At 43.2% G+C, this 16,947-nt stretch carries 17 protein-coding genes; 8 read left to right on the forward strand and 9 right to left on the reverse strand.

Annotation, left to right across the window (positions count from 1 at the left end):
* Window positions 1-33: 33 nt before the first annotated feature.
* Complete coding sequence (locus PLE34_RS11875) at window positions 34-534, forward strand: hypothetical protein (protein WP_324557187.1); 501 nt, start codon at window positions 34-36, stop codon at window positions 532-534.
* Between the two features lie 65 nt (window positions 535-599).
* Complete coding sequence (locus PLE34_RS11880; RefSeq protein WP_324557189.1) at window positions 600-1,637, forward strand: Gfo/Idh/MocA family protein; 1,038 nt, start codon at window positions 600-602, stop codon at window positions 1,635-1,637.
* 90 nt (window positions 1,638-1,727) lie between these two features.
* Here the strand turns inward: PLE34_RS11880 and PLE34_RS11885 are convergent, their stop codons facing one another.
* The 6 genes from PLE34_RS11885 to porV all read right to left on the reverse strand — a co-directional run bounded on the left by PLE34_RS11885 (window position 1,728) and on the right by porV (window position 7,783).
* Window positions 1,728-2,546, reverse strand: a complete 819-nt coding sequence (locus PLE34_RS11885; protein ID WP_324557191.1) for an SDR family oxidoreductase — start codon at window positions 2,544-2,546, stop codon at window positions 1,728-1,730.
* 140 nt (window positions 2,547-2,686) lie between these two features.
* Complete coding sequence (locus PLE34_RS11890) at window positions 2,687-3,979, reverse strand: murein hydrolase activator EnvC family protein (RefSeq protein WP_324557195.1); 1,293 nt, start codon at window positions 3,977-3,979, stop codon at window positions 2,687-2,689.
* Between the two features lie 74 nt (window positions 3,980-4,053).
* Window positions 4,054-4,866 carry a lipoprotein insertase outer membrane protein LolB1 gene (gene lolB1 / locus PLE34_RS11895; RefSeq protein WP_324557198.1) on the reverse strand — a complete coding sequence of 271 codons (813 nt, stop codon included), beginning with the start codon at window positions 4,864-4,866 and terminating at the stop codon, window positions 4,054-4,056.
* A gap of 18 nt (window positions 4,867-4,884) precedes the next feature.
* Complete coding sequence (gene dut / locus PLE34_RS11900) at window positions 4,885-5,331, reverse strand: dUTP diphosphatase (protein WP_324557201.1); 447 nt, start codon at window positions 5,329-5,331, stop codon at window positions 4,885-4,887.
* A 742-nt stretch (window positions 5,332-6,073) separates the two neighbouring features.
* On the reverse strand, window positions 6,074-6,556 hold the full coding sequence (gene ispF / locus PLE34_RS11905) for a 2-C-methyl-D-erythritol 2,4-cyclodiphosphate synthase (protein ID WP_324557203.1): 483 nt from the start codon (window positions 6,554-6,556) through the stop codon (window positions 6,074-6,076).
* Window positions 6,557-6,640: 84 nt separating this feature from the next.
* The gene (gene porV, locus PLE34_RS11910; RefSeq protein WP_324557204.1) at window positions 6,641-7,783 is read right to left on the reverse strand and encodes a type IX secretion system outer membrane channel protein PorV; all 1,143 of its coding nucleotides are present in this window, start codon (window positions 7,781-7,783) and stop codon (window positions 6,641-6,643) included.
* Window positions 7,784-8,232: 449 nt separating this feature from the next.
* On the opposite strand from porV, the gene PLE34_RS11915 reads away from it, so the two are divergent.
* The 6 genes from PLE34_RS11915 to uvrB all read left to right on the forward strand — a co-directional run bounded on the left by PLE34_RS11915 (window position 8,233) and on the right by uvrB (window position 15,078).
* Window positions 8,233-9,792, forward strand: a complete 1,560-nt coding sequence (locus PLE34_RS11915; RefSeq protein ID WP_324557205.1) for an SUMF1/EgtB/PvdO family nonheme iron enzyme — start codon at window positions 8,233-8,235, stop codon at window positions 9,790-9,792.
* A 489-nt stretch (window positions 9,793-10,281) separates the two neighbouring features.
* Window positions 10,282-11,286, forward strand: coding sequence for a recombinase RecA (gene recA / locus PLE34_RS11920; RefSeq protein WP_324557206.1), 1,005 nt, complete (start codon window positions 10,282-10,284; stop codon window positions 11,284-11,286).
* 197 nt (window positions 11,287-11,483) lie between these two features.
* Window positions 11,484-11,936 carry a methylglyoxal synthase gene (locus tag PLE34_RS11925; protein WP_324557208.1) on the forward strand — a complete coding sequence of 151 codons (453 nt, stop codon included), beginning with the start codon at window positions 11,484-11,486 and terminating at the stop codon, window positions 11,934-11,936.
* An 11-nt stretch (window positions 11,937-11,947) separates the two neighbouring features.
* On the forward strand, window positions 11,948-12,448 hold the full coding sequence (locus PLE34_RS11930) for a GNAT family N-acetyltransferase (protein WP_324557211.1): 501 nt from the start codon (window positions 11,948-11,950) through the stop codon (window positions 12,446-12,448).
* A 61-nt stretch (window positions 12,449-12,509) separates the two neighbouring features.
* The gene (locus PLE34_RS11935) at window positions 12,510-13,025 is read left to right on the forward strand and encodes a hypothetical protein (protein WP_324557213.1); all 516 of its coding nucleotides are present in this window, start codon (window positions 12,510-12,512) and stop codon (window positions 13,023-13,025) included.
* Window positions 13,026-13,032: 7 nt separating this feature from the next.
* Window positions 13,033-15,078, forward strand: coding sequence for an excinuclease ABC subunit UvrB (gene uvrB / locus PLE34_RS11940; RefSeq protein ID WP_324557216.1), 2,046 nt, complete (start codon window positions 13,033-13,035; stop codon window positions 15,076-15,078).
* 199 nt (window positions 15,079-15,277) lie between these two features.
* Here uvrB and PLE34_RS11945 read toward each other — a convergent pair whose 3' ends face one another.
* The 3 genes from PLE34_RS11945 to PLE34_RS11955 form a co-directional block, all read right to left on the reverse strand.
* Window positions 15,278-16,108 carry a protein NO VEIN domain-containing protein gene (locus tag PLE34_RS11945; protein ID WP_324557218.1) on the reverse strand — a complete coding sequence of 277 codons (831 nt, stop codon included), beginning with the start codon at window positions 16,106-16,108 and terminating at the stop codon, window positions 15,278-15,280.
* 99 nt (window positions 16,109-16,207) lie between these two features.
* Complete coding sequence (locus PLE34_RS11950) at window positions 16,208-16,444, reverse strand: hypothetical protein (RefSeq protein WP_324557221.1); 237 nt, start codon at window positions 16,442-16,444, stop codon at window positions 16,208-16,210.
* A 93-nt stretch (window positions 16,445-16,537) separates the two neighbouring features.
* Window positions 16,538-16,867, reverse strand: coding sequence for a hypothetical protein (locus PLE34_RS11955; RefSeq protein ID WP_324557224.1), 330 nt, complete (start codon window positions 16,865-16,867; stop codon window positions 16,538-16,540).
* Window positions 16,868-16,947 lie beyond the last annotated feature (80 nt).

Genomic DNA, 16,947 nt, shown 5'->3' on the forward strand with positions numbered 1-16,947 from the left:
TGATCCCCTGCACCCGATTTAGTATCTTGAAGTATGAATTATAAATTATTATATAAGCTGCTGCCTTTTGCGTTTGTTGCTTTTATTTCCTGCTCATCCCCCGATAAACCGGCCAATATTACCGACTCAACAGATATATCAGAGCCGGAAACCATTATGGAACAGCCGGATACTGTACTTTTCTGGACGGTGAATATTGAACAAAAAGAAAAGACCAGGGTGTATAAAGATACCGTTGCCATTACTGATCCGAAAAGCATCATTAACGGCATCAACGCTATTTATCCTTCCGTTCGCCTTGAGTTTGTAAAGCTTTCGGGAGATACGGTATACGCCCATATTGACAGCTCCTTTACATTTGCCAACGATATTGGCTCCTTTGGTGCAACAGAATACATTGCCGGAGTTGTACTTAACCTTACCATGCTCCCCGGCATTAATTACGTAAATCTCGATTTTCCCGAAGGCAGTCATGCAGCTCCCGGCGTATTTGCCAAAAGCAGCTATGCGGCCTATAAGGAAAAGGACGATTAGGGCTTATCATAGCCGCTTTGAAAAGCACAGTGGCTCTTTAATATATTTATCTTTTTCGTTTAATAATGAGAACCTGGAATTTCGGAATTATAGGAGCCGGCATGGTGGCCGATTTTCACGCCAGATCCATTCAGCATATCAGCAATGCGCATGTGGCAGGCATTTGCGGTGCAGGGTCGGGCAGAGCTGAGGCCTTGGCCAGGCAATACAACTGCCGGGTATACCCCGATTATCATGCCATGCTGCGCAGCCCGGAGATAGACATGGTTACTATAGCCACACCCAGCGGCATGCATATGGAACCCGCTGTGGAAGCTGCCCTGCAGGGTAAACATGTGCTGTGCGAAAAGCCGCTCGATATTTCCCTTGAAAGGATTGATACGATGATTGCGGCACACGCTAAAGCCGGAACCCGGCTCGGGGGAATTTTTAACTATCGCTTTACCGGTACGGTTCATTTGCTGAAAGACGCTGTTGAAAAAGGACGGTTTGGAACCATTACATTTGCCTCAATAGATGTGCCCTGGTGGAGGAGCGCCGAATATTATCAGCATAAATGGCGCGGTACGCTGGCCTTAGACGGAGGAGGCGCCATGATGAACCAAACGATTCACATGGTAGACCTGCTGCAATATCTTATGGGTCCAATTGATTCACTGCACGCGTATACCGCAACGCTGGGGCATCACATTGAAGCTGAAGATACCGCAACCGCTATCCTGCGATTCAAAAATAAAGCGCTGGGCTCGGTGTATGGCTCTACTGCTTCTTTCCCCGGTCAGCTTCGCCGTATAACCATAACCGGAACGAAAGGAACGGTTATATTAGAAGATAACAGCGTTAAGGTTTGGCAGTTTGCAGAAGAAACAGGAGAAGACGCTCAAATCCGTACCCAATACGCCACAACGGATGGCGGCGGAGGCGCTTCCAATCCTTCGGCTATTCCGTTTGAGCTGCATGCAAAAAATATTGCCGCATTTATTGCCGCCGTTGAAACAGGCAAACCTTTTGAAATTGATGGAAAAGAAGCCCGCAAAGCAGTGGAAATTGTGCTGGCTATGTATACATCCGCAAAAGAAAACCGTTCCTTTCAATTTACATAAGAATGGTAGTATTTGAAACGATTTCACAAATACTAACTTATCTGAGAAAAGGCAAAATAAGCACGGGCGGCTGTGTAAGGAGCTTATCTGTTACAAAAACAAGTCGGTATACAATTTCGCTCCGGGTACCACGCTGTATTTTTCAAGATCCGTTATACCTTCCTGTGCCAACACTTCTTCATCAATAAAAAAATTACCCGTGCAGCTTTCGGAAGAACGGGATAAAATGTAATACACCGCATCGGCAATGATTTCAGGCGTACGGCTCATTTTGATCAAGGTATCTCCGCCCAGTAAATTTTGCACTGCGGCGGTAGCGATGGTGGTTCGTGGCCAAAGCGCGTTAACGCCTACCTTATCCTTTTTTAATTCTTCAGCGAGTCCCATTGCGATCATGCTCATATTGTATTTACTAAGCGTATAGGCAAGATGATTGCCAAACCATTTGGGCTGTATGTTAAGCGGGGGCGATAAATTGAGGATATGCGGGTTGTTCCCTTTCCGCAAGTGGGGGATACAGGCCCTGCTTACAAAAAAAGTACCCCGCACATTAATGTCATGCATAAGATCAAAGCGTTTGGGATCTGTTTTTTCCGTAGGGGTAAGCGATATGGCCGAAGCGTTATTAATAAGGATGTCTATCCCGCCAAATACCTCGATGGTTTTGTTTACGGCATTGTCTATCTGGTCTTCAAACCGTATATCACACTGAATGGGTAGCGCTTGTCCGCCCGCTTCCACTATTTCTTTTGCTGCCGAAAAAATTGTTCCGCCGAGCTTAGGATTTTCCTCTACCGATTTGGCAGCTATTGCCACCTGTGCGCCTTCTCTGGCTAACCGCAAAGCTATAGCTTTACCAATGCCCCTGCTGCCGCCTGTAATAAAAACAGTTTTTCCGCTAAATGACATATCGTTTTATTTTGGTGTAAGCTAATGGAATTTTAGTGAAGCATAGCGGGTAATTTCAGATAAAGAATGCCGCAGATGTGTAGGTTAAATCTGCACATCTGCGGCAAAATGATTAATTGAACACCCCCGTAAAGTTATGGCTACCTGGGCTTGATCCAGTCTTCGGGGTTAAGATATTTGGGGCTATTACCCACCACAACAGTAACAACAAAAAGTACTTTGCCTATGCCGTCTTCATCTTCCGATTCGGCGGCTTTGCCAATTACCTGACCCAGTTTTATTTCCTGGTCTTTATTTACGCTTATACCTGTGAGGTTGTAGTAAGTAGTAAGGTATTTACCATGCCGTATGGTTACAGCGGAAACAGGGCCGAAACTATGTACGGATGATACCGTTCCTTCATATACGGCCTTTACAGGTGCGCCGATATTGGTTTGAATGTATACGCCGATATTATCTTCAAATAAACGGGTACCTTCTATTTTGTGCCTGCCGAAGGGGCCGGTTATATCGCCCTTGGCAACGGGCCAGGGGAGCTTCCTGCGATTATTTTCAAATCCCACGGAAACGGCGGTAACCTCCGGTGTGTTCTCCAGCTTATTGGCTGCACGTGAACTGGTGCTGGCAGCAGGGGCAGCCGCTTTTGCTGTTGTTCCCGCCGCTTTGGCGGCAGCGTCACGTTTTGCTTTTTCCGCCCTTTCCGCCTCCATTATTTCTCTTTTAATAATAGCGGCAATGGAGTTCCTGATATTGTTCTCTAATTTTCTTTTGGAAGTGAGTTGTTTATCCAGCTCTCTTTCCTTAAGCTTCAGGCTGGAAACCACCGCGTCTTTTTGTTTTTTTTCCTCTTCCAGCTTTTTCATTTGCTGGCTTTGTTCGGCAAGGGTTTGTGTTTTGAGGGTTTTGTTTGCAGCAAGCGTCTCGTTTTTTTGTGCTAACAGCAACTGGGTTTGGTAAATGTTGTCTACCTGCTTTCCCCTGTATTCGCGGTATGCTTTCAGGTAAGCCACCCTTTTGATGGCGTCATTAAAGCTTACAGCCGAAAAGATGAAATTAAGCATATCGTAGCTGCTCCTGTTCTTGTAAGCGTATTCGATCGTTCTGGCATACTGCACTTTTAGGGTATCGAGCTCATTTTTTAAACGTCCTATTTCCCGGTTATTGGTGTTAATATCATCATTGATCAGTTGCACCTGCCTGTTAATGGTCTCTATAATCGCGTCTCTTTTTTTAATGAGGTTACGTATGCGTGCCAGTTGACCCAGGCTCTCCTTTTTGTTTTTCTGAATAGCGCTTTGCGATTTCCTTAAATCTTCGATTTCCTGTTGTATTTGTTTGCGCTGACTTTCTAATTCATCTTTAGACTGGGCTTGTGATGACATAACCTGGAAGCCACAAAGAAACACGAACAGTAAGAAAAAGAATTTGCGCATGCTGGAGATTTTATATGATTTATACTGCAAATAACGATGGTATATGCATGTGATTGTACTGCGTTTTGTTAAAATTACTGAATGGTATAATTACGCGGTATATTAAAAGGATAGCTGAGGGGCTTATCAAATTCCACCTGCTTGTATTCAAGACTTACGTCTAATCTTGTTTTTTCTGCCACGATAATTTTTCTGTTCGTGGAAAAAAGCCTTCCGCTGGCAATAATGTAATCATTGTAGGAGAAGTCGGCAGTACGGCTGCGCCCCGGATCCACATCATCCAGCTTGCTGTGCAGCACGGCATAATCGTTCTTTCTGATGGACAGTAATTGTTTAAAAAAATCACCCATGGTAGAAAGAGAAACCGAACTTTCCCTTTCCCTGTACATGAGCACCTGTGTGCTGTCTAAGTATACGGGATTGCCTACGATAAGATTTTGTAAGGTATAAAAATCAACCGGCAACTGCACAATCTCCCTGATATATTCCACAGACCGGTACTGCACATTTTTATCTAACTTATCCATCACTTTTACACTATCCGGTGTAATAAAAACCCTGAAAGCTTCAATGCCGAACGCGGCGTTGATAGATAGCCATATAATACTGTCTTTTTGAATACGCACAAAAGCGTTGAAGTCGTAATTTCGTTGCTTGTTGTCTTTATACTGCACTTTTATTTTGGAAGAAAAGGTTTCGAAATCAATATGATTAGCCCTTATTTTTTCAAAAGTTTCATGCACCAGCCTGGCAGAATCGGTTGCCGCGGGATTAACGAGAACGGTAACAAGCGTATCTTTCTTGGTAATAGCCGACTGCAGCTTTTTGGAGCTTCGGCAACTGCATAACACAGCAATAAAGAAAGCTATGGTGAGAATAAACCGCATGAGTGCTTTTTAGCTGAATTAATTTTTCCCGGTATGGCCAAAACCGCCTTCATTCCTGGAGGTTACGCTTATATTTTCCACCGCTTCCCATTGGGCTGTTTCTATCCGTTGTACAATAATTTGAGCGATCCTGTCTCCCGGTTGAATGCTTTGAGGTTCATTGGAAAGGTTAATGAGTATAACCTTTATTTCACCCCTGTAGTCCGAATCTATGGTACCCGGCGTATTTAAGCAGGTGATGCCCTGCTTTACCGCTAATCCGCTACGTGGGCGAACCTGTATCTCATACCCCTGGGGTATTTCAACAAAAAGTCCCGTGGGGATCAATGAGCGCTCCATAGGCTGCAAAACAACCGGCGATGAAATAAAGGCACGGATATCCATGCCGGATGCTCCGGGAGTAGCATATGCGGGGAGCGGATTGCTGGATTGGTTAATGATCTTAACCGTAAGTGTTGCTGACATGCGGCAAAAATAAGATTATTGGTGTAGATATTGGTGTTTTGTGTGGGCTATCGGCGATCAGCTTTCAGGTGAGTAACTGCTATGACGAGATGAATCTCCGGATTTTTTTATTTGTAGTTTATGGTTTACAGTTGCATTTCACTTCGGATTTCGAACTTCCGGTTTCGGACGTCCTTGCGAGACCCTAAACTGATCTGAATGATGTGTAATACTTTTTAAGGGTCGAAGCAATCCCCTAATACCGGAGATGGATGATAATTCTTTGAATTGGCCTACTACTCCGCTGCGCTTCAATGGGCTTGCTTCGGCGTGCATAGTTTCTCAAAGTTCCGGCATTTGCTTACGCCTCGCAAAGACGGGCCTTTTCCGGCTTCGGATTTGGACGTCCTTGCGAGACCCTAAACTGATCTGAATGATGTGTAATACTTTTTAAGGGTCGAAGCAATCCCCTAATACCGGAGATGGATGATAATTCTTTGAATTGGCCTACTACTCCGCTGCGCTTCAATGGGCTTGCTTCGGCGTGCATAGTTTCTCAAAGTTCCGGCATTTGCTTACGCCTCGCAAAGACGGGCCTTTTCCGGCTTCGGATTTGGACGTCCTTGCGAGACCCTAAACTGATCTGAATGATGTGTAATACTTTTTAAGGGTTGAAGCAATCCCCTAATACCGGAGATGGAGGATAATTCTTTTGGACTGACCTACTACTTCGCTTCGCTACAGGGGGCACATTTCCACATTTTCACATTTTCTTTTTCAGCAGTACCGTTGCATAAGCCACCAGTCCTTCTTCCCTTCCGGCAAAACCCATTTGTTCGGTGGTGGTAGCTTTAACCGAAACATCCTTAACCGTAAGTTCCACTATTTGGGCAATCGTTTCGCGCATTTTTAATACATAAGGATTTATTTTAGGCCGTTCTAAGCAAAGGGTGGAATCAATATTTACGATGGTATATCCTTCTTTTTGGATGATGGCATAAGTGCGCTGCAGCAGAATTTTACTGTCAATATCTTTGAACTCCGCGGAAGTATTGGGAAAATGAAGGCCGATGTCACCTAAGCTTAAAGCGCCCAGCATGGCATCGCAAATGGCGTGCAGCAGTACATCGGCATCACTATGTCCCAGGGAGCCTTTATGATGAGGTATTTCAATACCACCGATCCATAATTTTTTTCCTTCGGCTAACTGGTGAAAATCCACCCCTAATCCAATTCGGTACGACATGTTTTTTTTTGCTAAAATAAAAAGAAAGACCCAACAGGTAGTATAAACCTGCCGGGCCTGAAAAAAATAAGCCGGGCTTCCGTTTTAATCGCTTCCCGTTTCCAGTTCACCGCCAAAGTTAAACAGGAGGCTGAAACGGATGGTATTGGAAAGCGGGTTCCTGTTTACCCCGTTACCCGAAGGCAGAAGATAGGAAAAGTTCAACCCGAAAATATTGTAATTGATACCCACGCCGAGGGTAACATAGCTTCTTTTTCCCATATTGGCGCTTTCGCCATAATAGCCTGCTCTTAAAGCAAACTGGTCGTTATACATATATTCACCGCCAACAGAGTAGGCAAGTGCGTTATTGCTGAATGACTTGAACCAGCCGGTTACCACGCCATCGCTGTTATACTTGGCATAGTCGGCAGAATCTGCATTACTTCCGGGCGGAGCCGGTACCAGCAATTTATTGAATTCACCATTCAACGTTATTTTATGTACTTCGTTGGTAACCCAGGTATGCCCAACGCCAACACCAAAATTAGCGGGTATAAAATTCCGCTGGCTGGCGTCGGAAGTATATGAAATTTTGGAGCCCAGGTTGGTAAAGGCAGCGCCAACATTCCAGCCCTGTCCTTCTTCATTGGCTGTTGTGTAATACAATCCAATATCGCCGGCTACGGCGGTACCTGCTTTATAGGAGTATCCATTGGCAGATGCCCCACCCGCAAGGTTGGAATAAATATATCGCAGCGCTACGCCTAAGGATAACTGGTCAGATAATTTACGGGAATAGCCAAGGTCCAGTCCAAACTCCCTCGGGTTAAATTGATTCAGATCATTCCCTAAAGCATCTGTGAACTGTATATTACCCAGGCTAAAATAACGCAGTGAAGCAGAGATCGCCTGTTGCTCATCAAATTTATAGTACCCGGCCAAAGATGCCAGGAACACATCATTTAATCCCAGGTCCTTTAACCAGGGCGTATAGGTAAGTCCAAGTCCGGCACTGCTTTTAGTGAAAGGGTACTTGGCAACATTATAAAATTGTGAGTTGATATCCGGTGTGGTAGCTATGCCCATATCTCCCATACCGCCTGCACGGGCATCGGGTGAAATACGCAGGAAAGGAACCGCGGTGGTAACAATATTGATCGGTTCGGCACTTTGCGCAAGGGAACTAACCGATATTCCTAAAAGCAGCAGGCAGGTACCAGAAAATCTCCTCAATGAATGTTTCATCAGAAATTGTGTTTGATTGAAAAAGAATAAAAAAGTAGCATTCTATTCAATATTCTAATTCCGTTTAATACGTTATGAAATTGATTTGCAAAGTAAGACAGTGTTTTTTGTTTTTCAGGGCTTTTCATCTTCAAATTGTTAACATCCCTCAAAACCGGCCAGATTTAACAATTACCATGCCTCCTTTCAGTTAAACCTTCTCTTACAAACGGGGTAAAAAAATAAATATTGTTTTACCTATGATTTTCACCACTTTGGCTTAATAATAGCTGGGGTTTTGTAAGTTTAGCATTTAATAAACACAAAAGGCCTCCGGCATTTTTGTAAAGTAATTAAATTGCATGTTGTTAATCATGCTTTAGGCCTGTTAAAAGGAAGGGTGTGGCTTTCTTTTAATACAATATTTAGAGTGTATACCCGTTATCTTTTTTTAGTTTAAATCCAGCAAAATGCAAAGACTACTGAATTTTAAGAGTTTGCTTTTTTTATCTGCAGTTGCCCTGCTTTTCAGTTCATGTAAAAATGGACTTTTTGGCAAGAAGAAGTTCGAGAAATCGGACGTAACCGGTTGGAACTACAACGATAAAAACATGGGTGGTTTCAACGTATCCAAGGAAAAAGAGCAAAATACCGGTCCCGGACTGGTGTTTGTACAGGGGGGTACGTTTACTATGGGTGCTACAGACGAGGATGTAATGGGAGACTGGAATAATATACCTCGCCGTGTAACCGTTTCTTCTTTTTATATTGATAAAACAGAGGTTGCCAACGTGCATTACCGCGAATACCTGCACTGGCTGGAATCTGTATTTGATGATCCCCAGTATGCTACAGTTGTAGAAGCAGCCAGGCCTGATACCCTGGTTTGGAGAGAAGAGCTGGCATATAATGAGCCGCTGGTAGAGTACTATTTCCGTCATCCTTCCTATAATTATTACCCGGTAGTGGGTGTAAGCTGGAAACAGGCTAATGATTTTTGCCTTTGGCGCAGCGATAGGGTAAATGAAAGAATACTGGTTGAAAAAGGATACATCAATAAAAACCAGTTGAAAACAACACAGGGGCAGGGACAGGAAAACTTTAACACACAGGCTTACCTGAAAGATTTATACCAGCCGCAACCCGGCAAACCCAAGAAAAATCCTTTAATGGATGCTAACGGCAGACCCAGAACAAAAGTAACTTTTGAAGACGGATATATGCTGCCGAATTACAGGCTGCCCACTGAAGCGGAATGGGAATATGCCGCCTATGGCTATATCAATCAAAACCCCAAACCAAAGAAAAAGTCTAATGGTTCGGGCGAAGAGCTGATTAAAGAAAAACAGGTATACTCCTGGAGCCAGAATGTTAATGGCTTGCGTGATGGACGCCATGGAAGCTGGCAGGGTAAGTTCCTGGCCAACTTTAAACGTGGTAGTGGTGATATGATGGGCGTGGCAGGCGGTTTAAATGATAACGCTTCCATACCGGGTCCTGTAGATGCCTTTTATCCTAATGGCTTCGGTTTATATAACATGTCGGGAAATGTTAATGAGTGGGTGGCTGACGTATACCGTCCGCTTTCCAGCATAGATAATGATGACTTCAATCCTTACCGTGGTAACCGCTTTGAAAAATTCAAGAAAAATGAAAATAGCGAATTTGAAAGAGATAGCTTGGGCAGGGTGGTAAAGGAATTTGTTACCGATGAAGAAAGTAAGAACCGCCGGAACTACCAGAGAGGTAATGTAATTGACTATCTTGATGGTGACTCTGCCTCGCAGGTTACTTATGGCTACGGGAAAACCACGTTAATCAGCGACCATGCTAGGGTAATTAAAGGGGGTAGCTGGAACGACCGTGCTTTCTGGTTAAGCCCGGGCACACGCCGCTTCCTGGATGAAACGCAGGGCAGCAGCACGGTTGGTTTCCGTTGCGCTATGGACAGGGTAGGAAGCCAGGAAGGCAATGGCTTTAAACCAGGTAACAACTGGAGTAAACGCCGTCAGAATTCCCGCAAAAACTAATATGTAATCTTTTTTAATAAAGTAATACCTTCTCTCCGGAGAGGGTATTTTTTTTGGATGGGGCATGAGGTATGAGGTATGAGGTATGAGGTAAAAGGTATGAGGTATGAGGGTATAAGGTATAAGGTATGAGGGTATAAGGTGGGTTACTGCTAATGATAGGGGGAATGCTCCTTTTAATTTGTAGTTTATTGTTTTTAGTTTACAGTTGGGATTTCGCTTCGGATTTCCCCTTCGGCTTTGAAATTTATCCGCCCCGGCGGACAAGCCTGCCTGCCGGTAGCAAGTTTGGTTCCTGTGATTTGGTTCCTGGTTCTTTTCGGCTGTATTTCCCTTCGGATTTCGGATTTCCGTCTTCGGATTTTAAAAGTCATTGAGGTAAAACAAAAAATTTTAGTATTTTTTTACTAAATTTGTTAGTGTTAATAAGTTTATATATATCTTTACATCCAACAGTTAATTTTGAGTACATAAAAACCTCATACAACTATGTCAAGCAATGAAAAATTAAAAGCGCTCAAGCTAACCATGGACAAAATTGAAAAAGACTATGGTAAAGGCAGTGTAATGATGATGAATGAAAAAGGCGTACAGCAGATAGAAGTTATTTCTACAGGATCAATAGGATTAGATGTGGCTTTAGGTGTTGGTGGTGTGCCAAAGGGAAGGGTTATTGAAATATATGGACCTGAATCTTCGGGTAAAACCACTATTGCCATACATATCATTGCTGAAGCGCAAAAAAAAGGAGGAGTATGCGCTATTATAGATGCGGAACATGCTTTTGACAGCGCTTATGCGCAAAAACTGGGTGTGGACATAGACAACCTGCTGATCTCCCAGCCCGATTATGGTGAGCAGGGGCTTGAGATCGCGGATCGCCTGATTCTTTCCGGCGCCTTAGATGTGGTAGTCATAGATTCTGTAGCCGCACTTGTACCTAAAAGTGAGCTGGAAGGAGAAATGGGAGACAGTAAAATGGGGATGCAGGCGAGACTGATGTCGCAAGCCCTGCGTAAACTAACGGCTACCATCAGCAAAACCAATACGGTATGTATTTTTATTAACCAGTTAAGGGAAAAGATCGGTGTGATGTTTGGCAACCCCGAAACCACTACGGGTGGTAATGCATTAAAGTTTTACGCATCAGTGCGGTTAGATATCAGGCGCATGGCGCAGATTAAAGACGGAGATGAGGCCGTGGGTAACCGCGTAAAAGTTAAAGTAGTAAAAAATAAAGTAGCACCCCCTTTCCGTGCGGCCGAATTTGACATTGTGTATGGTGAAGGCATTTCAAAAGCCGGTGAAATTATTGATATGGGGGTTGAAATGAATATCATACAAAAGAGCGGGAGCTGGTATAGCTATAATACGGATAAGCTGGGACAAGGCCGGGACTCCGTAAAGCAGTTGCTGATTGATAACCCGGGACTGGCAAATGAAATTGAAGCTAAGATCAGGGAAAAGATCAAGGAATTGCAGTTGGCATCATAATATTCACCTTTTTAATAATGGACGGTTATTAAGGCTGGCCGTTGAAATTCATTTTTCAACGGCTTTTTTAATCTGTGCTTAACAGCTATCAGGTAGTAAAAAATATGACTTATTATTGCAGGGATAAAATTAATAAATGAGTCAGGCTCTTCTTTATCACTAATTGGGTTTTACTTTTCCCACATAAAACAGTATGCATGACAACCTCCCGCATTTTAGGCGCCCGTAAACGCATAGCGTTAGTGGCACATGATAATAAAAAGAAAGACCTTATGGAATGGGCAGAGTTTAACAAGGCTGTATTGGCGCGGCATGAGCTGATCGCTACGGGCACTACAGGAAAACTGCTTGAAGAAAGGTTAGACCGGCCTGTAAAACAGGTACTGAGCGGCCCATTGGGCGGTGATCAGCAAATTGGAGCCATGATTGCCACAGGGGAAGTTGACGTGCTTATCTTTTTTTGGGATCCAATGGAAGCCCAGCCGCACGATCCGGATGTAAAAGCATTGCTCCGCCTGGCGGTGGTTTGGAATATCCCTGCAGCAAGCAACAGAACCAGTTCAGACTTTTTAATGACCTCTCATCTTATGCATGAAGTGTATGAAGCTGTAATACCCGATTACAGCGGTTATATAAAACGAAAGCTATAAAATTTGCGTTCATGCAGGTTACTTTACGCCCCTGGCAAAAAAAAGACCGTTTTCTTTTAGCTGAGCTGGCTAATAATATTAAGATATGGAACAATGTAAGGGACCGGCTGCCGCATCCATATAAAATGCAGCACGCTGCCGCATTTATAAAATATTGCCGGAAGCAGGATCCGCCGCATGTTTTGGCAATTGAGGCCGAAGGGCAGCTTGCCGGATGCATAGGGCTTGAATTACAGGATGACATTTCGCGGATCAGCGCGGAACTGGGCTATTGGATAGGAGAACCATATTGGGGAAAAGGTATTGCAACCGAAGCAATAAAACATATGCTGGAATATACATTTGAAAATTTTCCGGGGCTCGTCCGGCTTTATGCCCGGGTGTTCGAATATAATAAAGCGTCTATGAAGGTGCTGGAGAAAAACGGTTTCCATCTTGAAGCGGTGCAGCAAAAATCGGCAATCAAAAATGATAAGATCACAGACGAATATGTTTGGGTGAAATTCAGATAAACAACACACTGGAATTTCAGGAACAAGGATCAGCTTATCTTTGCAGGTATAAACGATAAATATGCAAAAAATTGAACTGACCAACAAGCAATACAGGCTGCTATTGCAATTGGTATCTTTGGGCATTGATGTTATTGATAATGCGGCTTTAGGAAATGATGAAGAGGAAGAAGATGACGCCGGTGAGGAGGAATCCCCGCTGTTGAACGATGCTGTTGAACTGGAAGATTTTCTTATGGCACAGTCAAAGCGGTTTGGCATAAAAGATATTATCCAGTACGATGCGGATGAAGATTATCTGGAATACAGCGAACCCTTTAGAGAAGAGCAGGAAACAATAGCCCATAGCGCCTATTTAAATAAAACTGCCGAAATTGCCTCGTTCCAGTTAGGGATGCGGGATTATAAAGAAGCGAATGGACCTGATACGCTTGAAAATATAACGCCCCAGGAGGGCGCGGATAAAATAATGTCCTTCTCCATGAAATACCTTAACGAAATATTTGAAAATGGCTTTGATAATTTTTACCTGAACACCGAAGGCCCTGCAAAAATTATCAGTCTGTCTGCTGAATAAAAATAATATGTCTTTCCGGTTACATTCATCATATACGCCTGCCGGCGATCAGCCGGAAGCCATTCGCCAGTTGACAGAGGGCATCCTGGAAGGAGAGGCGGACCAGGTTTTACTGGGCGTTACGGGTTCCGGTAAAACCTTTACCATGGCCAACGTAATACAAAATGTACAGCGCCCCACGCTGGTGCTTACGCATAATAAAACTTTGGTTGCCCAGTTGTATGGTGAGTTTAAACAATTCTTTCCTGAAAATGCAGTGGGATACTTTGTGTCGTATTACGACTATTACCAGCCCGAGGCATACATGCCGGTGAGTGATACCTACATTGAAAAAGATCTTTCCATCAACGAGGAGCTGGATAAGCTGCGCCTGCAGGCTACAGCACAGTTACTGAGCGGAAGGCGTGATATTATTGTAGTGGCTTCGGTAAGCTGCATATATGGTATTGGTAATCCCGCTGAATTTGCGAATGGCATCATCCGCATTCACCAGGGACAGGTGATCAGCCGGCAGGGATTTTTACATGCGTTGGTAAATTCGTTATATAGCCGCAGCCAGGGCGACTTTAACCGGGGAAATTTCAGGGTGAAAGGCGATACGGTAGATATTAACCTGCCCTATATGGACTATGGTTACCGCATCAGCTTTTTTGGAGATGAAATAGAGACCATAGAAACGCTGGAGATCAGCAGCGGCAAACGGATCAGCACGGTAGAAAACGCGGCTATCTTTCCTGCCAACCTTTACCTGGCTCCCAAAGACCAGTTGCAGCAGGTGCTGTATGAAATACAGGATGAAATGGACAGGCAGGTGGAATATTTTAAAAGGGAGGGTAAATACATAGAAGCGCAACGCCTGAGCGAGCGGGTGAATTATGATGTGGAGATGATCCGTGAGCTGGGCTATTGTAACGGGGTTGAAAATTATTCCAGGTTTTTTGACCGGCGGGCGCCGGGTACGCGGCCATTCTGTTTGATAGATTATTTTCCTGAGGATTTTTTGTGCGTCATTGACGAAAGCCATCAAACCGTTCCGCAGATCAGCGGCATGTATGGCGGCGACAGGAGCCGGAAATTAGTACTGGTTGATTATGGCTTCCGGCTTCCATCGGCAATGGATAACCGCCCGCTGAACTTTCATGAATTTGAATCTATGCTGAACCAAACGGTATATGTATCGGCCACACCGGGCGATTATGAGCTGGAAAAAACCGGTGGTGTGGTGGTAGAGCAGGTGGTACGGCCTACCGGGTTGCTTGATCCTCCCATTGAAATACGGCCAAGCGTGAACCAGATAGATGACCTCTTAGATGAAATAGATAAAAGGATAACAAAGGGCGACCGGGTGCTGGTAACTACCTTAACCAAACGCATGGCCGAAGAGATGGATAAATACCTCCATCGCATCAATGTGAAATCCAAATATATACACAGTGAAGTAGATACCCTGGAGCGGGTAGAAATATTGCGCCAGTTACGGCTTGGGGAAATAGATGTGCTGGTGGGGGTTAACCTGCTGCGTGAGGGGCTTGATCTGCCGGAAGTATCGCTGGTAGCCATATTGGATGCTGATAAGGAAGGTTTTTTGCGTAATGAAAAATCACTGACCCAAACGGCGGGACGTGCGGCGAGAAACGTAGACGGGCTGGTTATTTTTTATGCGGATAAGATGACGGAAAGCATGCAGCGTACCATTGATGAAACGGATCGTCGCCGGGAAAAACAGGTCGCTTATAATATTGAGCATCATATTACTCCAGCAACCGTAATAAAATCAAAGGAGCAGGTATTTGCGCAAACATCGGTGCTGGATATTAAGGGCTATGATGTAAACAAGCCTTATGCAGTGGCCCCCGATGAAGACCTGGTAACTGTTGCCGCGGAAGACCAGGAAACCTATCACACCGTTCCGCAAATGGAAAAAGCCATCTCAAAAATTAAAAAAGAAATGGAAAAGGCTGCCAGAGACCTCGACTTCATGGAAGCCGCCCGGTTAAGGGATGAAATGTTTACCATGCAGAAGAAGCTGGATGAGATGAAGAAAGGCTATTGATCCGGTGCAGGTTGGCGAACTGCGGATAATAGCGTTTCGTTTCGCCCGGCATACCGGGGTTAGTTATAACGTGTACATCCTTTTGCCATGTATCGTTTCAAACGCCGGGTTGATGGGATACGAAAATGAGTTGTCGCATGGCTTTGTTCCCTGTTTTTCATTTGGACTGACAGACGCGGCGCGCAAATAATTCCAATTCTTAAAAATATCCTTTAAAAGTTTGTGGCTGAAGCTGACAAAAACTTTCATACTTACCATGCTTCATAAAAAATTGAGGGACTGAGGCAAAATCAAAAACACGATACAGATAGAAGTTGCTTTCTTTTAAGGTAGCAAAACTTAATTCGGTTTTTGTTAAAAAAATAGGTGTTTCTTTTGAAAGTTTTGTGGTTTTTACCTCTATATATCTATCTGATCCGTTATTGTTTTTTGAAAGGATATCAAATCCTGCACCATCATCTTTATCTTTTGCTATCCATTCCACTTTATCAGCAAAGCTTTCTTTGCCTGCCATTGTTAAACGCCATTTTTCATATTCAATTACCAACTCTTCTCCAGCAGAGCCAAGGGATCGGTTATTTTGCTCCTTTTCAAGATAATTGATCTTCATTGCCATGTAAGTTGGCTCATCTTCTTTTACTTGGGATATTACATCTTCTTCATTTAAAAAATTCTTGAAATCAAAACCTCTATATGGTTGAGTTGTAATTACATCATTAGAGAATCGTTCGAACTCCTTTTCAAGGGAGATTTGATTTTCATTTATAAAATGTTTTATTTCTTCAACTAAAGTTTGCTGAAAATTAAACCGTGGTTTATACCCTTTGATAAAGGGAAGTCCCATATTTATTAATGCAGCACTTATGTTTTGATGTTTAAATTCAACAGAGCCTTTTGTCCTTTCATTTAAAAATGGAATGAGAGAGGCCCTGTGTTCGGATTTATTATAATTTTGGCGTGACAGTTCGAGGAGGAGCATCTCAAAATAATCCTTCACTATTAACCTAACTTCATCTTTTGACCAAGCCATAAAAATTATTCCTTTAAACCATAATGAAATAATCAGAACCTACAAATTTCCTAATCACAACCAATTAATTTTTAGCAAACTCATTAGCTTGGGCGAAAGTTACAAATTTCGCCATTGCTTAATTTTAAATATTGTAAAATGGTTTATTGAATCAATGTATTCCGGAGGAAAATTTACTCCCCATTTAACGTCCTTATGCATGTATTCAAATTCTTGTGCCCATTCAATAAATTGGCAAATCATTTTTCTGCTATCGGCCGTTTCATAATTCTCCTTAGAGGCAATATAAGCGATGTCTGCTACAGCTTCGCATAATGAATATGTTTTGCCATTCATACCTTAAAGTTTTTATGTACACGAATTGTTGCTTTTATATCAATGCGGTAATATCATCTTCTGTCTGGCGAAGGCACCAAACGGTGCGTCCATTCAATATTTGTATTCCCATTTTTTTGCATTTGCAATCACCGAAAGAAAATGATCAATTGTTTCATCTTGCGTGGGGTCACTTTGGGTTTCCTCAACCTCTTCGAATTCGTGCCAATCATGATCAATCTCAGCGTCCGGAAAATATTCTTTGAAGTGCATATCCGGTAATGCCCAATCTTTCGCAACAAACCATTGCCCACTAATCAAATGTTGCTTTATTGCTTGATAAATATACAGAACGTTAATTGCATTAGGATTTGAAAAGATTACCTCATTATATTGTTTATAATTCGAGCCATCTCGATAGAGGTAACTGAATTTGATATTCATGGTTTAAAAAAATTACTTTTCAAAAGGCAATTTGCAATACAGGTTAATTGCCAATATTAATTCATCTCTCGTCCATAATT

The organism is Agriterribacter sp. (genome assembly GCF_035445465.1).
In the GTDB taxonomy this organism is placed as follows: domain Bacteria; phylum Bacteroidota; class Bacteroidia; order Chitinophagales; family Chitinophagaceae; genus Agriterribacter.

Excerpts from the sequence above, each read along its gene's own strand:
- PLE34_RS11885 (WP_324557191.1), bottom strand. The coding sequence starts at position 2,546 with ATGTCATTTAGCGGAAAAACTGTTTTTATTACAGGCGGCAGCAGGGGC.
- PLE34_RS11915 (WP_324557205.1), top strand. The coding sequence starts at position 8,233 with ATGCAAAGACTACTGAATTTTAAGAGTTTGCTTTTTTTATCTGCAGTT.
- recA (WP_324557206.1), top strand. The coding sequence starts at position 10,282 with ATGTCAAGCAATGAAAAATTAAAAGCGCTCAAGCTAACCATGGACAAA.
- PLE34_RS11880 (WP_324557189.1), top strand. The coding sequence starts at position 600 with ATGAGAACCTGGAATTTCGGAATTATAGGAGCCGGCATGGTGGCCGAT.
- PLE34_RS11890 (WP_324557195.1), bottom strand. The coding sequence starts at position 3,979 with ATGCGCAAATTCTTTTTCTTACTGTTCGTGTTTCTTTGTGGCTTCCAG.
- PLE34_RS11945 (WP_324557218.1), bottom strand. The coding sequence starts at position 16,108 with ATGGCTTGGTCAAAAGATGAAGTTAGGTTAATAGTGAAGGATTATTTT.
- PLE34_RS11955 (WP_324557224.1), bottom strand. The coding sequence starts at position 16,867 with ATGAATATCAAATTCAGTTACCTCTATCGAGATGGCTCGAATTATAAA.
- ispF (WP_324557203.1), bottom strand. The coding sequence starts at position 6,556 with ATGTCGTACCGAATTGGATTAGGGGTGGATTTTCACCAGTTAGCCGAA.
- dut (WP_324557201.1), bottom strand. The coding sequence starts at position 5,331 with ATGTCAGCAACACTTACGGTTAAGATCATTAACCAATCCAGCAATCCG.
- porV (WP_324557204.1), bottom strand. The coding sequence starts at position 7,783 with ATGAAACATTCATTGAGGAGATTTTCTGGTACCTGCCTGCTGCTTTTA.
- PLE34_RS11875 (WP_324557187.1), top strand. The coding sequence starts at position 34 with ATGAATTATAAATTATTATATAAGCTGCTGCCTTTTGCGTTTGTTGCT.
- uvrB (WP_324557216.1), top strand. The coding sequence starts at position 13,033 with ATGTCTTTCCGGTTACATTCATCATATACGCCTGCCGGCGATCAGCCG.
- PLE34_RS11930 (WP_324557211.1), top strand. The coding sequence starts at position 11,948 with ATGCAGGTTACTTTACGCCCCTGGCAAAAAAAAGACCGTTTTCTTTTA.
- PLE34_RS11925 (WP_324557208.1), top strand. The coding sequence starts at position 11,484 with ATGACAACCTCCCGCATTTTAGGCGCCCGTAAACGCATAGCGTTAGTG.
- lolB1 (WP_324557198.1), bottom strand. The coding sequence starts at position 4,866 with ATGCGGTTTATTCTCACCATAGCTTTCTTTATTGCTGTGTTATGCAGT.
- PLE34_RS11935 (WP_324557213.1), top strand. The coding sequence starts at position 12,510 with ATGCAAAAAATTGAACTGACCAACAAGCAATACAGGCTGCTATTGCAA.
- PLE34_RS11950 (WP_324557221.1), bottom strand. The coding sequence starts at position 16,444 with ATGAATGGCAAAACATATTCATTATGCGAAGCTGTAGCAGACATCGCT.